Below are 21,208 nucleotides of genomic sequence, written 5' to 3' on the forward strand. Positions count from 1 at the left end.
CCCCGCTCCTCAAACGCCGGAGGGGCTGATGCAGCCCCTCCGGCGTTTGAGGAGCGGGGTCTGGGGCGGAGCCCCAGGTGCGGGACGGGAAGGGGCGGCGGGGGCGAGACCCCGCTTCAGCCGGCGAAGGGGGGCTGGGGGAAGCCCTGGCCCGCGTCCGGGACTACCAGGAGGGAACCGGCCAGGGGATGGGGGGCGGTCAGCCCCACCCGGGCCGTGGTGATGTAGAGGTCGGTCAGCGAGGGCCCGCCGAACGCACAGGCCGTCACCCGCGGCACAGGCAGCCGGATCTCCCGGTCCAGCTCCCCGTCAGGGGTGTAGCGGCGGACCGCCCCGCCGTCCCACAGCCCGACCCAGACGCACCCGTCCGCGTCGACGCACAGCCCGTCGGGAAAGCCGGCCCCGTGCTCGATCGAGACGACCGAACGGCGGTTGCTGATGCGGCCGTCCGCCTCGCCCACGTCGAAGACGTCGAGACGGCGGGTCGGTGAGTCGATGTAGTACATCAGCCGCCCGTCGGGGCTCCAGCCGGTGCCGTTGCTCACCGCCACGTCGTCCAGGAGGACCTTGACCGTGCCGTCGCCGGAGACCCGGGAGAGGGTGCCGCCGCACGGGGCCTCGTCGTAGCGCATGGTGCCCGCGAAGAGGCTGCCGTCGGGGGCGATCGCGGCGTCGTTGGCGCGGCGGCCGGGGACGGGCTCGCGGTGCAGCCAGCGGAAGGTGTCGTCGGGGTCGATCAGGCCGATGCCGTCCCGCAGGTTGAGGACGAGGCCGCCGCCCGCGCGGGGTCTCACCGCGCCCACGTGCTGGTCGGTGCGGCGCACCGTGCGCCGGCCGGTGGCGGGGTCGTAGGTGTGGACGCGCGAGCCGAGGATGTCGATCCACAGCAGGCGTCCGGTGGCCGGGTCCCAGGCGGGGCCCTCGCCGAGGGCCGCCTCCGCGCGGACCGCCACATCGAAGGTGCTGCTCATGCCGCGCTCCTGTGGCCCAGCCGCTCGGACAGTTCGGCGGCGCCCTCGACGGCGAGCCGTTCCAGCTCGCCCAGCCGCTCGTCGCTCCAGCGGATCATCGGTACGGAGATGGACAGCGCCGCCACCACCTGTCCCGTGCGGTCGCGCACCGGCGCGGCGACGCAGGAGACGTCCGGGTTGGACTCGCGGCTCTCCACGGCGACGCCCCGGGCACGGATCCCGGCGAGGGTCTCGCGCAGGGCGGCCGGGTCGGTGATGCTGTTGGGGGTCATCGCGGCCAGCTCGGCGTCGTCGGGCAGGCGGGCGGCGATCTCCTGTTCCGGGAGGGAGGCCAGCAGCATCTTGCCGACGGAGGTGCAGTGGGCGGGCAGTCTGCGGCCGGCCGCCGACACCATCCGTACCGCGTGGGTGGAGTCGACCTTGGCGATGTAGATGACGTCGGTGTCCTCCAGTATCGCCACGTGCACCGTCTCGTCGCAGGTCTCGGCGACGGAGCGGGCGACCTGCAGGCCCTCGGCGGCGAGGTCGAGGTGTTCGGCGTAGCGGGCGCCGAGCTGGTACGGCCGCACGCCGAGCCGGTAGCGTCCGGGCTGGCCGGCCACCGGGACGATGTACTTCCGGGCGGCGAGCGTGGTCACCAGCTCGTGGACGGTGGTGCGGGGCAGCTGGAGCCGGCGCACGATGTCGGGTGCAGAGAGCGTCCCGTCCCCGTCGAGGAAGAGCTCGAGGATGTCGAGAGCCCGGGTCACGGCTGGTACGAGGCGTCCCACGACCGGCCCCCTCCCTATGTGTTCTCAGGCGCCTGTTCTCGTTCGAGATTTCAACAGGCGATCGGCATGACGAACACAGGCTAGCCACACGCCGCTCAAACGGGCAATGGGTGAGGGCCCGCAGGTCGCCTTCGGGGTCCCGGCGCACGGGACCACGCCGGACGTACGGGCCGGGGCGGGGGCGGGCCCGCGGCCCGGGCCCGGCGGCCGGCGCGGGCGGTCAGGTGCGGTCCGGTCCGTTGCGGGGCACGCCGGAGGCCACGCCCGGTGGGTCGCCCCCGGCGCGGTCGGCACCGCCGGCCGGGCCGGCCGGGCCGGTTCCGCAGCTCCCCCTCGCAGGGCTCCGGCCGCCTCAGGGACTCGGGGTGCCGAGGGCGCCGCGCAGCCGCTGGGCGCGCAGCACCAGTTCCAGTTCGAAGCGGCGGTCCGGATCGTCGATCGCGGCACCCCACAGTTCGCGGATCTGCCGCAGGCGGTAGCGGACGGTCTGCGGGTGGACACCCAGCCGGGCCGCGACCTCCGGCGCCCCGCCCCGGGTCTCCAGCCACGCCAGCAGCGTCTCCGCGAGGCGCCTGCCGTGGGCCGAACCGCAGTGCGCCAGCGGGGCCAGGCACCGCGCCGCGAGGTCCTCGATCAGCTCCTCCGGCTGGAGCAGCACCAGCGCCTCGGTGTGCTCGGTGCAGTACAGCACCTCACCGGCGGGCAGCAGCCCGCGCCGCATCAGCCGTACCGCCGCATCAGCCCAGCGCAGCGACTTCGCCGCGTCGGCGACCGGCACGGGCGGACCGATCGCACCGGACCAGCCGGTGAGCGCGCGGTGCAGCAGTTCGGGGCGGCCGGCCGCGTCCGGTTCGGGCACCACCATGCGGGGCTGCTCGTACTCCATGTCCAGCAGCACGCCCTGCCCCACCGCGGGTGCCATCGCCTCCCGTGCCGGGCGCAGCAGCACGCCGACCGCGACCTTCCCGGGCAGCGGCCAGCCGATCCGGGCGGCCCGCTCGGCGAGCGCGTCGGAGGGGTCGCCCCGGTGGTGTTCCACCAGCAGCAGTTCCATCAGCCGGCGCTGCAGCCGCAGCCGCTCCCCGGCCTGGCGGGCGGCGGCCTCGGCGTAGCCGCGCACCGACTGGTCGACCAGGCCGTCCAGGTACTCGTATCCGGCGTCGACGAGCTCGTACATGGCGGGCGCCGGGATGTCGATGCGCTGGCCGATCTCGGCGAAGCGGCGCCAGGCGAGGCGGACGCCCATGCGGTAGGTGGCCTGGAGCGCGTCCAGCGACCGGCCGTTGAGCCCTTCGCCCCGCCCGAAGTCCTGGAAGACGCCCGGCGGCACGGTGGGCCGGCCCGCCGGGTAGTCGTGCGCGACGTGCTGGACGAAGGCCTCGATGGCGCGGCGGATGCCGACCAGGGCCATGGGTTCGCCGGAGTCGTCGAGGACGACCGGCAGGTGCGGGTACTCACGCTGGATCTCACTCATGATCTCCTCGGCCAGCGCGGGCACGTCGGCCATGGCGATCTCGGCGAACCGGCGTACCTGGTGCCGGGGCACGTCGTTCCAGGCGGAGCGGGCCGTGAGGGTACGGGACGCCGTCACCGGTCAACTCCCCTGGCCGGCCTGCTCATAGGTGATCAATGGGGTGTTGGGCTGGTCGGGCGTGGCGTCGAGCAGTGCCACGACACCGACCGCGGCGCCCACGGCGAGGGCGGCGGCGAGCGCGACCGTCAGGGCGGCGGCGAGCAATCTGGACATCTCCGGGTCAGCCTCTCAGTCGGGAGGTTCCCCACCCCCACGGTGACCGGCCACCCCCGTGTGTCGTGACCACAGTGTCGACGTGACATTGACACTCCGTCAAGGGGCGCATACGGTTCCCAGCCCGTAGGGGGTGGGGACTCCCGCACGCGCACCTTCCCGAACGGCTCCGGCCCGAACGCGCCGAGCCGTCCTGAACCTCTGGAGTACCCGGATGCGCCGTACTGCTTCCCCCTTCTCCCTGATCCTGCTGGGTCTCGGCACGTTTCTGCTGGTCCTGGCACCGCTGTTCGCCTGGTACGTGAAACCACGCGCGGCGGTGAACCCGGTGGACATCGACACCACCGCCGTCTACACCGGCCGGGGCAGTGTCTTCGACCTGGAGAAGGTCGAGACCGTTCCCGACCAGAAGATCACCATCACCCAGCGGGTGCGCGGCAACGTCGCGGAGAGCGAGCGCAGCGGCCACGCGGTGTGGGACGTGACGACGTCCGTGGACACGGACACGTCACTGCCGGCCGCCGACCCGCACGACGCCCTGAGCTTCACCCCGCACCGCTGGGTGCTGGACCGCGAGACCACCAAGGCGGTGCGGTGCTGTGACGCGAAGCCGAACATCCAGGGCGAGGCGTACCTGAAGTTCCCCTTCGACGTGCAGAAGCGCTCCTACCAGTGGTGGGACAACACCCTGCGCGACACGGTCGTCATGCGCTACCGGGGCACGGAGAAGGTCCAGGGCTACACCGGCTACCGGTTCACCGCCACGGTGCCGCCGACCAAGTCGGGCACCCGGATGGTGCCGGGAAGCCTCGTCGGCCAGCCGGAACGGCCGCAGGTGCTGGCCGAGGAGTGGTACTCCAACCACGGCGTGGAGCTGATCGTCGACCAGCGCACCGGCCGCGTCATCTTCGCGCGGACCAGCCCCCGGCAGACCCTGCGGGCGCCGGGCGGGGAGAAGGACGCCGCGGTGCTGCTGGACGCCGAGAAGGGCGTGTCGTTCACGGAGGAGACGCAGAAGGCGGCCGTGCGGCAGGCCAAGGACGACAGCGGCCGGCTCGAGCTGGTGGGCGAGACGCTGCCGATCGGGGCCGCCGTGGCGGGATTCGTCCTCGCGGTGCTCGGTGGCGCCCTGGTGATACGCGGACGGAAGGTCACCGAAGATCCTGATGTGTCCGGTACGCCCCGGCCGACCCTCACGCCGCGAAGTGACTGACGAGTAAGAAAAGCCGGAAATTGTCACGTGCGTGAGTAGCCGTGAGGAACGGCGGGGCGAAAACTGTCCAATCCCCACCCAACCACGGTCCGTCCACACCCTTCACCCAGGAACCCCGACGAGCCCCACCGGAGGCTCATTCCCACCCCACCTCCTCACGTCCCGACCACCCCACGTCCTCCCGTCCTCCCGTCCTCGCGTTCCCCACGCCGAGTTCCCCGAGACGAGTTGGAGCACCGATGCCCCAGCACGTGCCGTCCCGTCCCCCGCTCCCGCCCACGCTCGAGCAGGGGGACACCCACCCCACCCCGCGCCCCGGCGCGTCGCAGCACGCTCCGGCGCTTCCCCCACATCCGCGCCGGATCGTCTTCCTCGCCCACCGCGACCTGGGCAATCCGTCCGCCGGCGGCTCCGAGCTGCTGGTCGACCGGCTTGCCGACGGCCTGACCCGGCTGGGCCACCAGGTCACCCTGCTGTGCGGGGGGCCCGCGGCCTACCGTGACTACCGGGTCGTGTCGGCGGGCGGGACGTACGGCCACTACCTGCGTGCCCGTTCCGCCTTCGCCCGTCAGGTCGGCGACTGCGACCTGCTGGTCGAGGTGTGCAACGGCATGCCCTACCTGGCACCGCTGTGGCACCACGGGCCCACCCTGTGCCTGGTCAACCACGTGCACACCGATCTGTGGACGATGCGGTTCGGCGGCCCGCTGGCCCCGGCCGCGCGCATCGGCCGACGGCTCGAGCACTGGGCACTGACCGGTTCCCGGCGGCAGGGACTGGTCGTCGCCGTCTCGCCGTCCACCGAGCACGCGCTGCGCGGCATCGGCGTACCGCGGGAGCGGATACGCGTCGTGCACAACGGCGTGGCCGAGCCGGGACCGCTCACCGAACGCTCCCCGGAACCGCTGTTCGTGGCGGTGGGCCGGCTCGTCGAGTACAAGCGGATCGATCTGCTGCTGCGGCTCTGGGAGCGGGTGCGGCCCGTCACCGGGGGCCGGCTGGTGATCGTCGGCGACGGTCCGGAACGGGAGCGGCTGGAGCGGATGGCCGGCCCCGGCGTCCGGTTCACCGGGCACGTCTCCGAAGCGGAGAAGCACCGGCTGCTGTGCGCGGCGTGGCTGCTGCTGCACCCCTCCGCCGTGGAGGGGTGGGGCCTCGTCGTCACCGAGGCGGCGGCGCGGCAGACCCCGGCGGTCGCCTTCGACGTGCCCGGGCTGCGGGATTCCGTGCGGGACGGCGAGACGGGCGTGCTGGCAGGCGGCGAGTCCTCGTTCGCGGCCGCCTGGATGTCGCTGACGCTCGCCGAGGACCGGCGGGAGCTGATGGGCAAGGCCGCCCGGGAGCACGCGGCGGCCTACCGCTGGGAGCACACGGTGCAGCGGTTCCGGGCGGTCGCCCGGGAGGCGGTTCGGGGTTCCGCGCCGTGACGCCTCATCGCTTCGTCGGCGGGATGGCCGCCAGGCTGCGGGCCGGTGGGTCCGCCGCCCGGTCCGGAGCCGTGAAGGATCCCTCGCTCCGGCGTTCCGCCGCCCTCTTCCGTGCCTTCCTGCGCGAGCAGGAGGAACCCGACGCCTGCTACTCGCTCCTCGCCCGTGACGCCGCCGACCAGGTCGAGGCGTACGGCGGGCCGGTGGCCGGGCGGGTGGTCGTGGACGTCGGGGGAGGCAGCGGGTACTTCACCGACGAGTTCCGCCGGCGGGGGGCCCACGCCTACCTCTTCGAGCCCGATGTGGGCGAGCTGGGCGGGAAACCCCCGGAGGGAACCGTGGTGGCGGACGGCTACCTGCTGCCGCTGGCCGACGGGGCGGCGGACGTCACCTTCTCCTCCAACGTGCTGGAGCACGTGGCCGATCCCCAGACGTTCCTCAGCGAGCTGGCCCGGGTCACCCGGCCCGGCGGACTGATCTATGTGTCGTTCACCAACTGGCTGTCCCCGTGGGGCGGTCACGAGTGGGCGCCCTGGCACTACTTCGGCGCCGAGCGGGCCCGCGCACGCTACCTGCGCCGTACCGGCAGGCCCGCCAAGCACACGCTCGGCGAGAACCTCTTCCCGGTGCACATCGGCACCACCCTGCGGCAGGTGCGGTCCCGCGACGACGTGCGGATCGTGTCGGCTCGCTCCCGTTACTGGCCGTTCCTCACGCGGACCGTGGTCAAGGTGCCCGGTCTGCGCGAGTTCGCCACCTGGAACCTCCTCCTCATCCTCCGGCGGTGTCCCGAATGACGACCACGGTCCAGGCTCCCCCTCCGGCAGCCGTTCCTTCACGCAGAGCCACCGCGGGCCCTCCCGAGGGCCCGCGGTCGCGCCGCTGGCTGCTCGGCTTCTGGGCGGTGGTGTTCGTCCTGTTCCTGGCGGCACAGCCGGGGCGGCAGACCTTCGACACCAAGCTCGGCGTCACCGTCGACCCGGGGCAGTTCCTCGCCGACCTCGGCCAGTTGTGGCACAACAGGGGCTCGTTCGGCGGCATCTCCGACCAGTACATCGGCTACGTGTGGCCGATGCTGCCGTTCTACTGGCTGGCGGACGCGGCGCAGCTGCCGGTGTGGCTGGCCGAGCGGCTGTGGATGTCGCTGATCGTGTCGGTGGCGTTCTGGGGCGCGCTGCGGCTGGCGGAGCGGCTGCGTGTGGGCAGCGGCGCGTCGCGGCTGCTCGCGGCGGCCGCGTACGCGCTGTGGCCGGTGTTCACGGCGGTCGTCGGCTCCACGTCGGCCGCCGCGCTGCCGGGCGCGCTGCTGCCCTGGGTGCTGCTGCCGCTGACGGACGAGCGCTACACGGCCAGGGTCGCCGCGCTGCGGTCGGCGCTGCTGGTGCCGTTCATGGGCGGAGTCAACGCCGCCTCGACGCTGGCGTCCCTGCTGCCGGTCGGGCTGTACCTGCTCTCCCGCCCGCCGGGCCCGCGGCAGCGCAAGCTGATCGCCTGGTGGACGCCGGCGATGATCGTGGCGACCGCCTGGTGGTGGATACCGCTGCTGCTGCTCGGGGCCCACGGCGAGAACTTCCTCCCCTACATCGAGACCTCGCGGACGACGACGGACACGATGGCGGCGACCGAGGCACTGCGCGGCGCCGGCAACTGGGTGGCCTACCTGAACTTCGGTGAGGCGTGGCTGCCGGCCGGCTGGACCGTCGCGTCGTCGGCGCTGGTGGTCGTCTGCTCGGCGCTCGCGGCCGGGCTGGGGCTCGCCGGGCTGGCCCGGCGGGACATTCCCGAGCGGCGCTGGCTGGTGCTGACCGTGCTGGTCGCGGCCCTGGTGCTGCTGGCCGGGTACGGGGGCGCCTTCGGCGGCCCGTTCCACTCGGTGGTGCAGGGCTGGCTGGACGGCTGGCTGGCACCGTTCCGCAACATCTACAAGTTCCAGACGGGGCTGGCGCTGGCGTTCACCCTGGGGCTGGCGCACCTGGTCGGGGTGTCGGCGCAGGCGCGCGGGACCCACCGGGTGCGCGCCCGGCGGTTCGCGCCGCTGATCGCGGCGGTGCTCGTCCTGCCCGGACTGCTGTGGCCGTACCTCAACGGGTCGATCCTCACCCCGGGTTCGTTCCAGGAGATCCCCAAGTACTGGCAGGCGACGGCGGACTGGCTGGAGAAGAACTCGCCCGACTCGCGTGCCCTGGTCGTCCCCGCGACCGCGCACGGCATCCACACCTGGGGGTCGACCATCGACCAGCCGCTGGACGTGGTCGCCGACTCCCGCTGGGCGCAGCGCGACTACGTGCCGTTCGGCACCCCCGGGAACCGGCGCGCCATGGACGCGGTGGAGCGGGCCCTGCTGACCGGGAGCGCGGTGCCGGGTCTGGCCGACTACCTGAGCCGGGCGGGCGTCCACTACGTCGTCGTCCGCAACGATCTCGACCCCGCCCAGATCGGCCAGGTGCCGACGGCGACGGTCAAGCGCACCCTGGAGCAGTCCGGGTACCAGCGGGCCAAGGGGCTCGGACCGGTGACGACCGGCGGGGTGATCGCGCCCGGCACACCGCTCCAGGTCGAGGGCCTGTACCCGCAGCAGCGGGCGGTGGAGATCTACCGTCCGGCCGGTGCGGAGGTCCAGCGTCCGGGGCAGGCACGGCTGCTGCCGGTCGCCGACACCGCCGTGGTGTCCGGCGGGCCCGAGGCGCTGCTGCCGCTCGCGGACCGGCTGCGGGGCCGGCCGGCCGTGCTGACCGGGGACGCGCACCCGGGGCTCGGCACGCCGCCGGTGCAGGTGATCGGCGACGGGCTGCGGCGGGCGGACACCCGCTTCGGGCTGGTCAACGCCAACACCTCGTACACGTACACACCGGACGAGCGCAACGCCTCGGACGCCGCCCAGGACGCGGGTGAACGCCCGCGCCAGATCCTGCCGACCGAGGGCCTGGAGCACCAGACGGTGGCCGAGCTGCGCGGCGCCGACTCGGTGACGGCGTCGTCCTACGGCAACTGGCTGTTCCACCTGCCGCAGTACGACCCGGTGAACGCCTTCGACGGCAACCCGGACACCGCGTGGGCCGAGGGCGCCGCCGGCTCCCCGGACGGGCAGTGGCTGCGCATCGCTTTCGACGGCGCCTACGAGATGCCGGACTCCATCGGCCTCACCCCGCTGCCGCAGGACGGCGTGCGGGCGGCGGCGACCCGGGTGCGGGTGGAGACGGAGAACGGCTCCACGACCTCGATCCTGCGGGCCAACGGCACCAAGCAGCAGGTCAAGGCTCCCGCCGGGCCGACGGACTGGATGAAGCTGACGATCGTCGACTCGACGGCCGAGCGCCCCGGACTCACCGGTGCGGGCTTCTCCGAGGTCGACCTGCCCGACGTCCGGGTGACCCGGCTGCTGCGGCTGCCGACCGACGCGGAGCGGTCGACCGCCTCGGCACAGATCGTCTCCCTGCACCGTGCCGCCGACCCCACCGGGATGTCCCTCACGGGCAGCGAGGCGGGGCTGCACCGGCAGTTCGACACGAGCACGGCGGGCACGTACGAGGTGAAGGCGAGCGCGGTGGCGGTGCCCGGCGAGGCACTGGACCGGCTGCTGTACGAGGTGGCGCCCGAGCAGCGCGACCGGATCACCGCCACCGCCGACTCCACGGCGCGGCTCGGCGCGGGTCTGTCCGCGCGCAACCTCACCGACGGTGACCTGACCACCGCGTGGATCGCCGGCGGGAAGCCGACCGTCCACCTGAGCTGGACGGGCAAGCAGGAGATCGACGAACTGGTGCTGGCCCCGGCCGGCGGACTGTCCGCCCGGGCCGCCGAGGTGCACATCAGCTCCCCGGACGGTGCGGCGATCGCCGCCGTCGACGACAACGGCTGGGTCCGCTTCCCCGCGATCACCACCGACCGTCTCGACATCACGGTCACCAGGACCGCCCCGATCACCGTGCACAACCCGGCGGTCGACGCGGACATGCAGCTGCCGGTGGGGCTGACCGAGGCGTACGTCCCCGCCCTCGACAGCTTCCGCACCCCGCAGCCGGACGGGACCAGGGAGTTCGCCCTGGCGTGCGGCAAGGGTCCGGCGCTGGCGGTGGACGGCACGCCGCACGAGACGAGCGTGCGGGGCACCGTACGCGATCTGGTGGAGCGTCGGCCGGTCGAGGTGACGCCGTGCCGCAACGGGTCCGACAACCCCGCGCTGGAGCTGTCGGCCGGAACGCACCAGGTGGAGGGCGGTGACGCGGGCCCGCTGGCGCTGACCGAGGTGACGCTGACCCGCGGGACCGTGCCGGAGACGTCGGCCGCCGGCCGTGAGCTGAAGATCCGGGACTGGCTCGGCGACCGGCGCGAGGTGAGCGTCGGCGCGGGAGCGGCCTCCTACCTCACGATGCACGAGAACCACAACGACGGCTGGAAGGCCACGCTGAACGGCGAGGAGCTCACCGCGCTGCGGCTGGACGGCTGGCAGCAGGGCTGGCGGATCCCGGCGGGCGAGGGCGGCACGGTCACGCTGTCCTACGAGCCGGCGACCACGTACGACGCCGCGCTGATCGGCAGCGCGGCCGGGATCGTGGTGCTGATCGGTCTGGCCCTGTGGCGCCGCAGGGCCGTCAACCCCGACGCCCCGCAGCCGGTGCCCCCGGCGCCCGGGCTGTGGCTCGGCGCGGTGGCGCTGACGCTGGTGGGTGTGGTGATCGCGGGCTGGTGGGCGCTGCTGGTGCCGGCCCTTGCGGTGCTCGCGTCGCGCCGGCCCGCGCTGCTGGTGCCGATCGCCCTCGCCGGGCTCGCGGGAGCGGGCGCCGCGGCGGCGATCGGCGCGGGCGAGCCGGTGGGCGCGGGCCGGGGAGCCTTCGGCCACGCCGCCCAGCTGCTGGCGCTGATCGGCCTGTTCGCCGCGCTGGTGAGCCTCGGCGGGTCGCGTGAACGGGACCCGGAGGGCGGACGCCCGGACGACGGACACCCGGACGACGGACCGGGCACGACGGCGGTGCTGCCGCCGGTCGCCGCGCCCGCGGCCGCCGGACCGCATCCGGCGCCGCCACCGCCGCCCTCCGCCGCCCGTGCGCGTCCGTTCGTGCCGCCGCCCCCGCCGGGGAGCGACCCGGGAAGGGGCAAGACCGTATGACCACACCCCTTCGCATCCCCTTCCCCGTCGTCGACGAGGTGTCACGGCACTGCGACCGGGAGACGGAGCCGAACACGGTGCTCATCGAGGTGCACCTCCCCGGTGACCTCGACCCCGGGCGCATGCGCAAGGCGTTCACCGAGGCGCTGCGGCGCCACCCGCGCGCTCTCGCCCGGGAGGCGCCGGGCCCCTGGTACCGGCGCCGCTACGAGTGGGAGCTCACCGACGCGCCGGACGTGGAGGTGGTGAGCTTCCCGCCGCCGGGGCGGGACGCCCTGCGGGACGCCCGGGCCCGGGCCCTCACCGAGGCGCCCCCGCTCACCCAGTCCCCGCCCGTCCGGCTGGAGGTGGTCGCCGGTGAGGAGGGCACCGGCACCGCGCTCGTCCTCACCATCAACCACACCGCCCTGGACGGTCCCGCCTGCCTGCGCGTGCTGGCCACGGCGGCGGAGCTCTACGGCGGCCGGGACAACGCCCCGGCCGCCCCGCCGGTGCGTCCCCCCGACGCGCCGCAGGGCCCGCCGGACACACCCTCCAACTGGGCCCCGCCGGCCAGGGTGGCGCGGGGCACGCCGGAGGCGACGCCGGGCAACGGCCTGATCCTCACCGAGCTGGCGCTGCCGCACCGGCCGAAGGGCTCCCCGTACACCGTCAACGACCAGCTGATGGTCGCCACCGCCCTGACGATCGCCCACTGGAACCGGGAGCAGGGGGCGGCGCGCCGCCCCCTGCGCATCACCATGCCGGTCGACGACCGTCCCCGGGACGCCGCGATGCCCATCGGCAACGGCACCCGGCTGGTGGAGGTGCCGTTCGCGCCCGAGGAGCTGGACGGGGGCGACCTGCGGGAACTGCTGCGCCGCACCGCCCTGCGCACCCGGGCGCTGAAGGCGCTGCCGCGCCCGCAGCTCGGCCACGGCGCCCGTCTGCTCACCGCCCCCTGGGCGCCGGTCGCCTGCCGGGCCGCGTTCATCAGGGGCCTGCGCAGGGCCGCGGCGCCCTGGACGTCGACGACGCTGCTGAGCAACATCGGCCGCATCCCGTACGCGCTGGACTTCGGGGACGGGGCGGGCCGGGCGAGTGCCGTGTGGTTCTCCGCGCCGGCCCAGATGCCCCGCGGCCTGACCTTCACCACCGCGTCCACCGCGGGCCGGCTCCACCTGGCGCTGCGCTGGTCGCGGTCGCTGCTCGGCCACGGTGACGGCGACCGTCTGCTCGAACTGTTCTCGCACCATCTGCACACCACGGAGGCGACCGAGTGACCACCACCGCTTCCCCTCCGCGTGACCTGAGGGACTTCTACGAGAACCCGTCCGTGCCCGTCGCCTCGGGCCCTTCCCGCAGCCGTCGCCAGGCCCGCATGCTGGCCCGCGCCCTCGGCCCGGCATCCGCCGGCCCGCGCACGGTCCTCGACATCGGCTGCGGCGACGGTACGGCGGCCGCGACCGCCGCCCCGTACCTGCGCGGTCACCGGCTGGTCGGCGTCGACTGGTCCCAGGACGCCCTGACCCGCGCCCGCACCCGGGTGCCCTACGCGGTGCGCGGCGAACTCACCGACGGCGGGCTGCCGTTCGCCTCTCAGTCGGCGGACGCGGTGCTGTTCAGCGAGGTGATCGAGCACCTCGTCGACCCGGACGCGGCGCTCGACGAGCTCCGGCGGGTGCTGCGCCCAGGGGGCCACCTCATGCTGTCCACGCCCAATCTGGCCGCCTGGTACAACCGCGCGCTGCTGCTGGCCGGGGTGCAGCCGGTGTTCTCCGAGGTCAGCCTGCGCGGCATCCACGGGCGGCCGGGCTCGGAGGTGGTGGGGCACCTCCGGCTCTACACGGCGCGTGCCCTGAGGGAGTTCGTCGCCGCGTCCGGGTTCACCGTCGTACGGCTGGAGGGCGCCCCCTTCCACGGTGTACCGCGTGCGCTGCGTCCGCTGGACCGGCTGGCGTGTGCGAGACCGTCGCTCTCCTCGATCCTGCTGCTGCACGCGCGACGCGCCTGAAGGGGGCCTGGGGGGAGATGTGGTGGGGAGTGGCCGCGGCCCTGTCGGCGAACGTCCTCTACAGCGGCGGGTTCGTGCTGGAGAAGCGGGCGCTGGCGAACCTGCCCGAGGTGTCCGTCCGCCGACCGGTGCGGCTGCTGGGGCTGGTGGTGAGCAGTCCGCTGTGGATCGCCGGCGCGCTGGCCCTCGCATCCGGCTTCGCCGCCCAGCTGGCCGTGTACCGCACGCTGCCGATCGCCGCCGCGCAGGGCATCTTCGTCTCCGGACTCGTCCTGCTGGTGCTGCTGTCGTCGCGGCTGCTCGGCGAGGAGACCAGCGGCCGGGAACGGTACGCGCTGGGCGCCATCCTGCTCGCCCTGCTGATGGTGGTGCTGTCGCTGCGGGACAGCGGCGCGGGCGCCGACACCGTGGGACAGGACGCGCCCACCTCGCTGATCCTGCTGGTGTGCGTGCCGGCGCTGGCGTCCGGGGTGTGGCTGTACGTCTGTGCCGAGCGCAACGCCCGCCGCCGGCACCGGCGGCCCACCACCGGCATCGCGTACGGGGTGGCCGTCGGTCTGCTCTACGGGGTGAGCTCGCTCGCCATCAAGGGTGTCTCCAGCCACCTGGCGTCCGGCGGGATCGGCAGTGCCGTCGTCGGCCTGCTGGGCTCCCCGTACCCGTATCTGCTGGTGTTCACCGGCGTGTTCGGTCTGGTGATGTCCCAGGCGGCGCTCCAGCGCTGCCGGGCCTCGCTGATCGTGCCGGTCTGCACGACCGTGAGCTGCGTGTTCACGGCGGTGCTCGGCACCCTCTCGTTCGGTGAGCAACTCCCCGACGAGCCCGTACGGCTGGCCCTGCGCGTCACCGGCACCGTGCTCGCGGTCGCCGTGCTGCTGGCCATGCCCAAGCACGACACCGCACCCCGACCCGCTGTTCCCGCGAAGGAGTTGACCCGATCGTGAAACCGGACGACCCACTGCTGAGAATCCTGGCCTGCCCGCTCGACAAGGGGCCACTGCACCTGCTCGCACCGGACGACGGTGGCGAGCAAGCGCTCTACAACCCGCGCCTGCGCCGCCGTTACCCCATCGTGGACGGCATCCCCCAGCTGCTGCCGTCGTCCGGGGAGCAGGTGCCGGAGGAAAAGCACGAGACACTGCTGACACGGGTGACCGAAGCGCCGGAGACGAGACCATGACGACGACACGGCGCACGCTCGCCGCCCGGGTGGCGTCCTTCCTGCCCACGCGCGTGGTGGCCGCTACGGCCAGGGCGGTCTACCCGCGCTACGAACCCGAGCTGGCCCGCCTCGCCGACCTGTGCCCGCCGGACTGCGGCACGGCGGTGGACGTCGGCGGCTGGTACGGACCGTGGACCCACCGGCTGGCGCGGCGCGCCCGCCGGGTGGTCACCCTGGAACCGGTCCCCCACCTGGCCCGGCTGCTCACCGCGACCGCCCCGCCGAACGTGCGGGTGATCCGCGCGGCGGCCTCGGACAAGCCCGGCACCGCCCGCCTGTGGCTGCCCCCGGGCGACGGCGGCGACCAGGGCGTGTCGTCGCTGATCCGCCGGGACATCCACGGCCACGGCGTCGACGTCACCTGCCTGGCGCTCGACGGCCTCGAACTGACGGACGTCGGCTTCATGAAGATCGACGTGGACGGCAACGAGGCGGCGGTGCTGCGCGGGGCCACCGGGATCCTGACCCGCGACCGCCCGGCCCTGTTCGTGGAGCTGGAGTCCCGCATCCAGCCGGTCGGGCCCGTGGTCACCCAGCTGGCCGAGCTGGGGTACGAGGGCTGGGTGCTGCCCGCCGACACCTGGGTCCCGCTGGCCGACTTCCCCCTGGAGGACCACCAGGCGCGCACCTCGTACGTCGTCGACCACGGCCTGCTGCGCCGGGTGCTGCCCCACGACGCGCTCCGGGGCCCGCGCTACGTCAACTCCGTGCTGTTCCTCCCGGACGGCCGCCGCCCCGGAGCGCCCCCGGTGAGCGACGATGGGTCCCGTGCCGACCGGACGACGCCCCAGTAGACCGTTCACCCCGCTCGACTTCCAGCTCGTGCTGCTGCGCCGCATGGCCGACCACAATCCCGGCCCGGTGGAGGACGCCCGGCGCGCCCTCGGCGCCTCCCTCGCGGACCAGCGCGAGGCCAACCGGCGCTGGCAGGCGATGGTCCGCTCGCCGCGCTCCCGCCCGGCCCTGTCCCGGTACCGGTCGGTGCTCGGCGAGCCGGAGTCCCGGACCCCGCGCAGGGTCGGCGACCTGGACTGCGAGGCGTGGCGGTGGCCGCTGCCGCTCTGGCCGGACCTGCGCTTCGAGGTGCTGGCCCCGGCGGCCGGCGGCGCGGTGTGGAACGCGTGGCTGGTCCGCGCGCCGGGCGCCCCGGCGCCCGTCCTGCGCACGGTGGAGGACCTCGCGCCCTGGTCCTGCACCGTGGACGAGGCCGCCCGCGCCTTCGCCCCCGCACGCCCCCTGGAGGGCTCGGCCCCCACCCGGTGGTGCCTCGCCCTCACGGCCCCCGACGCGAGCGGCACACCGCGTGAGGTGGTCGCCGAGTTCACCTGGGGGCTGCTCCAGCGGACGGCGGTCAGCGGGCCGCGGCCCTGAGGATCTCCTCCACGACCCGCGGCACCGACTCCGGGTGCAGCCACAGGAACAGGTTCGGCTCGACGAGTTCCAGCTCCATCACACGGGGCAGGCCGTCCTCCCCGTCGACGAGGTCGACGCGCGCGTACAGCGGCTCGGACGTGCCGGGCACACAGGCCAGCGCCTGCCGGGCGACGGCGGCCTCGGCGAGGCTCGGGGTCCAGTCGGTCAGCCCGGGGTGCGCCACCTTGCGCCGGTCGTAGGGGGTGCCGGGGGCGAGGACCGGCCCCTTGCGGCTCGCGTGCAGCAGGGTCCCCCCGACGTACACCAGCGCCCGCTCGCCGGTGGTGTCGATGCCGCGCACGTAGGGCTGCACCATCGCGGTGAACCCGTCCGCGTGCAGGCGCCGCACGTGCCGCACGGCGGTGGCGTGCTCGCCGGGTGCGTAGCGGGCGGCGAACCGGGCGCCGGCCCCGGACGTCGGCTTGACCACGTACTCGTGGCCGTCGGGCAGGTCGGGGGCATCCCCGGGAGCCAGGTACCGGGTCTCCACCACCGGCACCCCGGCGGCGGCGAGATCCCCGAGGTAGCGCTTGTCGGTGTTCCAGCGCACCACGTCCGCCGGGTTGGCCAGCCGGGTCACCGCGCCGCACCGCTCGGCCCATGCGGTGAACTCCGCCGCCCGCCAGCTGTAGTCCCAGGTCGAGCGGATCACGACGAGGTCGAAGCCCGCCCAGTCCACGCCGCCGTCGTCCCACACCTCGGCGGACGCCTCCGCCCCGGACTCCTTCAACGCCCGCACCAGCCCCGGCAGATCCCGGTCCTCGGACACCTCGGGACCGGGGGCGCAGGTCACCAGCGCGATACGGGGCACGACGACTCACTCCTCAGGCGAACGGCGCGGACGGCCGACCGGCGAGCAGGCTAACAACCGTCCCCGGGAACCACGAGAGGCGGCTTGACCTTCACCTTCGGGGAAGCCCCAGCATCGGTGGCGGAACGCGAGACGGCGAGGGAGAGACGGACATGCTGACGATCGGAGCCTTCGCGAAGGCGTGCCGGCTGTCCCCGAAGGCGCTGCGCCTCTACGACGAGCTGGACCTGCTGCGTCCCGCCCGGGTGGATCCGGACACGGGATACCGCTACTACGCGGTGGAGCAGCTCGAACAGGCCCGTCTGGTGGCGTGGCTGCGCCGCGTGGGCATGCCGCTGGCCGGCATCCGCCACGTGTGCTCCCTCGGCCCGGCCGCCGCCGCCGCGGAGATCCGGGCGTACTGGGCCCGGGTGGAGGCGGAGACGGCGGCGCGCGGGGACCTCGCCGCGTTCCTGGTCGATCACCTGACGGAAGAGTCGAGAAGGGACACCACCATGAACACACTGGAGCTGCGTTACCGCGCCCACTCCGACCGGGGCCGGGTCCGCCCCGCCAACCAGGACACGGCGTACGCGGGCGGCCGGCTGCTGGCCGTGGCCGACGGTTTCGGTCCGTCGGGGGCGACGGCGAGCGGCGCGGCGGTGGAGGCACTGCGGTTCCTGGACACACCGGAGGTACCTGCGGGCGGGGTGCTGAGCCTGCTGGAGGACGCGGTGCAGGGTGCCGCGCGGGCGGTGCGGGACGCGGCCGCGGGGACGGAGGAGGCGGGCACCACGCTGACCGCCCTCCTGTGGACGGGCTCCCGGCTGGCCCTGGTCCACATAGGCGACTCCCGCGCCTACCTGCTCCGTGCCGGCGAGCTGTTCCGCATCACCCACGACCACACCGTGGTCCAGTCGATGCTCGACGAGGGCCGCCTGACCCCGGAGGAGGCCGCCTCCCACCCCCGGCGCAGCCTGCTGCTGAAGGCCCTCACGGGCGAGGAGTCCACCACCGCCGTCCCCGACCTCCGCCTCCACGAGGCCCGCCCCGGCGACCGCTACCTCCTGTGCTCCGACGGCCTGCCCACCGCCGTCCCCGACGACACGATCGCGCACCTGCTGGCCACCGCACCCACCCCGGACGAGGCGGTCCACGCCCTGATCACCGGGGCGAACACGGCCGGCGGTCCGGACAACGTGAGCTGCGTGGTGGCGGACGTGGTGACCGCGCCGGCCCGCCCCGGGGCCGCGCCCGCGCGGGCGTAGGGCACCCTGGACCCACCGGGTACCGACCGTCTTCGCACGACAGCCAGTCAAGGAGTACGACGCGTGTCCTCTCTCTTCCCCGCCCTGGCCGACGCCCGGGCCGCCCACCGGCCCGCCCTGCGCTTCGGCGAGCGCTCACTGACGTACGGAGAGCTCGCCGGGGCGGCCGGTGCGGTGGGCGGGGATCTGAGGGAGGCGCACCGGGTCGCCGTGTGGGCCGTGCCGGGGCTGGAGACCGCCGTCGCGGTCACCGGGGCGCTGCTCGCCGGGGCGGCCGTCGTGCCGCTCAATCCGAGGTCGGGTGGGCGGGAGCTGGCGCACATCCTCACCGACAGCGCCCCGGACCTGGTGCTCGCCGCGCCCGGCACACCGCTCCCCGCCCCGCTGGACGCGCTGCCCCGGGTCGACGTGGACACCGCGGCCCGGGCCGCGCTGCCCTACGACGGGGCGCTGGACGCGGAGCACCCCGCGCTGATCGTCTACACCTCCGGCACCACCGGCCCGCCCAAGGGCGCCGTCCTCCCCCGCCGCGCCGTCGCCACGACCCTGGACGCCCTCGCCGACGCCTGGCAGTGGACCGGCGACGACGTCCTGGTGCACGCACTGCCGCTGTTCCACGTGCACGGGCTCGTCCTCGGCACGCTCGGCCCGCTGCGGCTCGGGGGCTGCGTACGCCACCTGGGCGGGTTCACCACCGAGGGCGTGGCGCGCGAGCTGAACGACGGCGCGACCATGCTGTTCGGCGTGCCGACGATGTACCACCGGCTGGCGCAGGCGCTGCCCGACGGGCCGGAGCTGGCGAAGGCGCTGGCCGGGGCGCGGCTGCTGGTGTCCGGGTCCGCCGCGCTGCCCGTGCACGACCACGAGCGGATCGCGGCGGCGACCGGACGCCGGGTCGTCGAGCGGTACGGCATGACGGAGACGCTGATGAACACCAGTGTCCGCGCGGACGGCGAGGGACGCCCCGGCACGGTGGGCGTGCCGCTGCCGGGCGTGGAGCTGCGGCTGGTGGAGGAGGACGGCTCGCCGGTGGCGTCGTACGACGGTGAGACGGTCGGCGAGATCCAGGTCCGCGGGCCGAACCTGTTCACCGGGTACCTGAACCGGCCGGACGCCTCGGCCGCCGCGTTCACCGCCGACGGCTGGTTCCGCACCGGGGACATGGCGGTGCGTGACCCCGACGGCCAGGTCCGCATCGTGGGCCGCAAGGCCACCGACCTGATCAAGAGCGGCGGTTACAAGATCGGCGCGGGAGAGATCGAGAACGCGCTGCTGGAACATCCGGGAGTGCGGGAGGCCGCGGTCACCGGCGAACCCGACGCGGATCTGGGCGAGCGGATCGTGGCGTGGGTGGTGCCGGCGGATCCGCAGTCCCCGCCCCCGCTCCGGGAGTTGGCCGACCACGTCGCCGGACGTCTCGCCCCCCACAAGCGGCCCCGCGTCGTCCATCACCTCGACGCCCTGCCCCGCAACGACATGGGCAAGATCATGAAGCGGGCGCTCACCCGTGACTGACCGCCTCTCCGCCCGCGAGACCGTCGCCGCCGTCGCCGACGACTTCACCGAACTGCCGTACTCCATAGCCGAGTCGGGGCCGGACGGCCCGCTCGGCTGGCCCGGTTACGACGCCGCCCGCGCCCGCGCCACGCTGCGCACCGGTGAGCGGGAGTCGGTGATCTGCGGCACGGCACGCGTCGGGGACACCGAGGCGGTCGTCGTCGCCTTCGAGTTCGGCTTCCTCGGCGGCTCCCTCGGCGCCCGCACCGGCGACCGTCTGGAGGCGGCGTACCGGCACGCCCGGGCACACCGGCTGCCCGTGGTGCCGCTGGTCGCCACCGGCGGCAGCCGGATGCAGGAGGGCATGCTCGCGCTCACCCAGCTCCAGCGGGTCGCCAGGGAGTCGGCGCTCACCCGGGAGGCCGGGCTGCCGCAGGTCGCGGTGGTGCGGGACCCGACGACCGGCGGCGGCTGGGCCACCCTGGGCGCGGGTGCCGACGTCGTCCTGGCACTGCCCGGCGCCCAGGTCGGTTTCGCCGGCTCACGGGTCCGGCCGGCGGACGCGGACCCGGCGGCGTACACGGCCGAGGCGCAGGTGGCGGCGGGCGCCGCGGACGCGCTGGTCCGGCCGGAGGAGCTGCGGGAGACCCTGGGCCGCTGGCTGCGGCTGCTGACCCGCCCCTCCACCGCCCCCGCCCCCACGCCCCTCCCGCTGGGCGCGCCGGACCTGCCGGCCACCGGCTGGGACGCCGTCCTGCGCGCCCGCTCCCCCGAACGCCCCCGCGCCGGCGCCTACCTCGACGCCTACTTCACCTCCCGCGTCGCCCTCGGCGGCGACCGGTGCGGCGGCACCGACCCGGACGGCATGCTCTGCGGCTTCGGCGAGCACGAGGGCCGCACCGTCGCCTACGCGGCACAGACCGGCGCGGCGACCCGCCCCGCCGGCTACCGCACGGCCGCCCGGCTGGTCAGGCTCGCCGGCCGGCTCGGCATCCCGGTGCTGACGCTGGTGGACACACCGGGCGCGGCCAACGACGCGGAGGCGGAACGGCAGGGCGCGGGACCGGCCCTCGCCGACCTGTTCGGTGCCGTGGCCGCAGCCCGTACGCCGGTCACCACGCTGGTCGTCGGCGAGGGCGGCTCCGGCGGCGCGCTGGCCCTCGCGGCCCCCGGCAGCACCTGGGCCACCCCGGACAGCTACTTCTCGGTGATCGCCCCGGAACTCGCCGCGGCCATCCTCAAACGCCCCCCGCAGGAGGCACGGGCCACGGCGGACCGGCTCCGCGTCCGCCCGCAGGACCTGGTGGAGCTGGGGGTGATCCGGGGCGTCGTGGGAGCGGCGGACGACCGCCGCACCGCCCGGTGACCGGCGGGGCCCCACCGCCGCGGGCCCGAGAGCGGCGCGCGCGGTCCCGGACCACCGGGGAGTCCACGGCGGCACGCGCCGCGCCGGCGCGGCGCGTGCCCGGGCGTGGGTGCGGGTCCTGTACCACCCGGGCCCGCACCACGGCCCGGCCCGCGCCACGGCGGCCCCGTCCGGGACCGCCCCGCCTCCCGGTCGCACCACCCGGCGGGTCCGCGCCACGCGCGACCTCCGCGGTGCCCCCGGCTCCGGCCACGGGGCGGGCCCTGCTCGACCCCGGCCGTGCAGGTCCCGGCGGCGGGTTATCCAACGACGAAGCCCGGTCGGCCCCGGGAGCCGGTGCGGATGGCCGGGAGGCCGCCCGTGCCACGGCGCGACCCCCGTTCGGCGGCCCCCCACCCGGCCCCCCAGGAAAGGCGCCCGCCCC

Annotated in this window: 18 protein-coding genes; 13 read left to right on the forward strand and 5 right to left on the reverse strand. The window is 74.8% G+C overall.

Annotation, left to right across the window (positions count from 1 at the left end):
* Window positions 1-116 precede the first annotated feature (116 nt).
* From ACZ6A9_RS07630 to ACZ6A9_RS07645, 4 genes are all read right to left on the reverse strand, one after another.
* Window positions 117-971 carry an SMP-30/gluconolactonase/LRE family protein gene (locus tag ACZ6A9_RS07630; protein WP_468980246.1) on the reverse strand — a complete coding sequence of 285 codons (855 nt, stop codon included), beginning with the start codon at window positions 969-971 and terminating at the stop codon, window positions 117-119.
* The gene (locus ACZ6A9_RS07635) at window positions 968-1,741 is read right to left on the reverse strand and encodes an IclR family transcriptional regulator (protein ID WP_468980249.1); all 774 of its coding nucleotides are present in this window, start codon (window positions 1,739-1,741) and stop codon (window positions 968-970) included. Before ACZ6A9_RS07635 ends, ACZ6A9_RS07630 begins: the two co-directional genes overlap by 4 nt.
* A gap of 352 nt (window positions 1,742-2,093) precedes the next feature.
* Window positions 2,094-3,332, reverse strand: coding sequence for a PucR family transcriptional regulator (locus ACZ6A9_RS07640; protein ID WP_468980251.1), 1,239 nt, complete (start codon window positions 3,330-3,332; stop codon window positions 2,094-2,096).
* Between the two features lie 3 nt (window positions 3,333-3,335).
* Window positions 3,336-3,488, reverse strand: a complete 153-nt coding sequence (locus tag ACZ6A9_RS07645; RefSeq protein ID WP_228969051.1) for a hypothetical protein — start codon at window positions 3,486-3,488, stop codon at window positions 3,336-3,338.
* 214 nt (window positions 3,489-3,702) lie between these two features.
* On the opposite strand from ACZ6A9_RS07645, the gene pgfA reads away from it, so the two are divergent.
* From pgfA to ACZ6A9_RS07695, 10 genes are all read left to right on the forward strand, one after another.
* The gene (pgfA, locus tag ACZ6A9_RS07650) at window positions 3,703-4,701 is read left to right on the forward strand and encodes a cell envelope lipid trafficking protein PgfA (RefSeq protein ID WP_468980257.1); all 999 of its coding nucleotides are present in this window, start codon (window positions 3,703-3,705) and stop codon (window positions 4,699-4,701) included.
* A 239-nt stretch (window positions 4,702-4,940) separates the two neighbouring features.
* On the forward strand, window positions 4,941-6,128 hold the full coding sequence (locus tag ACZ6A9_RS07655; RefSeq protein ID WP_468980261.1) for a glycosyltransferase family 4 protein: 1,188 nt from the start codon (window positions 4,941-4,943) through the stop codon (window positions 6,126-6,128).
* Between the two features lie 23 nt (window positions 6,129-6,151).
* The gene (locus tag ACZ6A9_RS07660; RefSeq protein ID WP_468980721.1) at window positions 6,152-6,925 is read left to right on the forward strand and encodes a class I SAM-dependent methyltransferase; all 774 of its coding nucleotides are present in this window, start codon (window positions 6,152-6,154) and stop codon (window positions 6,923-6,925) included.
* Window positions 6,922-11,235: an alpha-(1->3)-arabinofuranosyltransferase domain-containing protein gene (locus ACZ6A9_RS07665; RefSeq protein WP_468980263.1), complete on the forward strand. Its 4,314-nt coding sequence runs from the start codon at window positions 6,922-6,924 to the stop codon at window positions 11,233-11,235. The genes ACZ6A9_RS07660 and ACZ6A9_RS07665 overlap by 4 nt, the downstream gene beginning before the upstream one ends.
* Entirely contained in the window at window positions 11,232-12,497 is a 1,266-nt protein-coding gene (locus tag ACZ6A9_RS07670; protein WP_468980267.1) for a condensation protein, read from the forward strand. The genes ACZ6A9_RS07665 and ACZ6A9_RS07670 overlap by 4 nt, the downstream gene beginning before the upstream one ends.
* The gene (locus tag ACZ6A9_RS07675; RefSeq protein ID WP_468980271.1) at window positions 12,494-13,228 is read left to right on the forward strand and encodes a class I SAM-dependent methyltransferase; all 735 of its coding nucleotides are present in this window, start codon (window positions 12,494-12,496) and stop codon (window positions 13,226-13,228) included. The genes ACZ6A9_RS07670 and ACZ6A9_RS07675 overlap by 4 nt, the downstream gene beginning before the upstream one ends.
* Window positions 13,229-13,245: 17 nt before the next feature.
* Complete coding sequence (locus tag ACZ6A9_RS07680; RefSeq protein WP_468980275.1) at window positions 13,246-14,172, forward strand: hypothetical protein; 927 nt, start codon at window positions 13,246-13,248, stop codon at window positions 14,170-14,172.
* Window positions 14,169-14,408 (forward strand): Trm112 family protein, encoded by a 240-nt coding sequence (locus ACZ6A9_RS07685; RefSeq protein ID WP_468980280.1) that lies wholly within the window; start codon window positions 14,169-14,171, stop codon window positions 14,406-14,408. Before ACZ6A9_RS07680 ends, ACZ6A9_RS07685 begins: the two co-directional genes overlap by 4 nt.
* Entirely contained in the window at window positions 14,405-15,244 is an 840-nt protein-coding gene (locus tag ACZ6A9_RS07690; RefSeq protein ID WP_468980286.1) for an FkbM family methyltransferase, read from the forward strand. Before ACZ6A9_RS07685 ends, ACZ6A9_RS07690 begins: the two co-directional genes overlap by 4 nt.
* The gene (locus ACZ6A9_RS07695) at window positions 15,210-15,821 is read left to right on the forward strand and encodes a hypothetical protein (protein ID WP_468980293.1); all 612 of its coding nucleotides are present in this window, start codon (window positions 15,210-15,212) and stop codon (window positions 15,819-15,821) included. The genes ACZ6A9_RS07690 and ACZ6A9_RS07695 overlap by 35 nt, the downstream gene beginning before the upstream one ends.
* Here ACZ6A9_RS07695 and ACZ6A9_RS07700 read toward each other — a convergent pair.
* Complete coding sequence (locus ACZ6A9_RS07700) at window positions 15,802-16,674, reverse strand: ATP-grasp domain-containing protein (RefSeq protein WP_468980299.1); 873 nt, start codon at window positions 16,672-16,674, stop codon at window positions 15,802-15,804. The two genes, ACZ6A9_RS07695 and ACZ6A9_RS07700, sit on opposite strands and share 20 nt — an antisense overlap.
* Window positions 16,675-16,826: 152 nt before the next feature.
* Here ACZ6A9_RS07700 and ACZ6A9_RS07705 point away from each other — a divergent pair, with 152 nt between their 5' ends.
* The 3 genes from ACZ6A9_RS07705 (at window position 16,827) to ACZ6A9_RS07715 (ending at window position 20,784) form a co-directional block, all read left to right on the forward strand.
* Window positions 16,827-17,921 carry a MerR family transcriptional regulator gene (locus ACZ6A9_RS07705; RefSeq protein ID WP_468980302.1) on the forward strand — a complete coding sequence of 365 codons (1,095 nt, stop codon included), beginning with the start codon at window positions 16,827-16,829 and terminating at the stop codon, window positions 17,919-17,921.
* A 63-nt stretch (window positions 17,922-17,984) separates the two neighbouring features.
* Window positions 17,985-19,436, forward strand: coding sequence for an acyl-CoA synthetase (locus ACZ6A9_RS07710; RefSeq protein WP_468980305.1), 1,452 nt, complete (start codon window positions 17,985-17,987; stop codon window positions 19,434-19,436).
* Window positions 19,429-20,784 (forward strand): carboxyl transferase domain-containing protein, encoded by a 1,356-nt coding sequence (locus ACZ6A9_RS07715; protein WP_468980307.1) that lies wholly within the window; start codon window positions 19,429-19,431, stop codon window positions 20,782-20,784. Before ACZ6A9_RS07710 ends, ACZ6A9_RS07715 begins: the two co-directional genes overlap by 8 nt.
* Window positions 20,785-21,208 lie beyond the last annotated feature (424 nt).

The organism is Streptomyces sp. NPDC041124 (genome assembly GCF_055592385.1).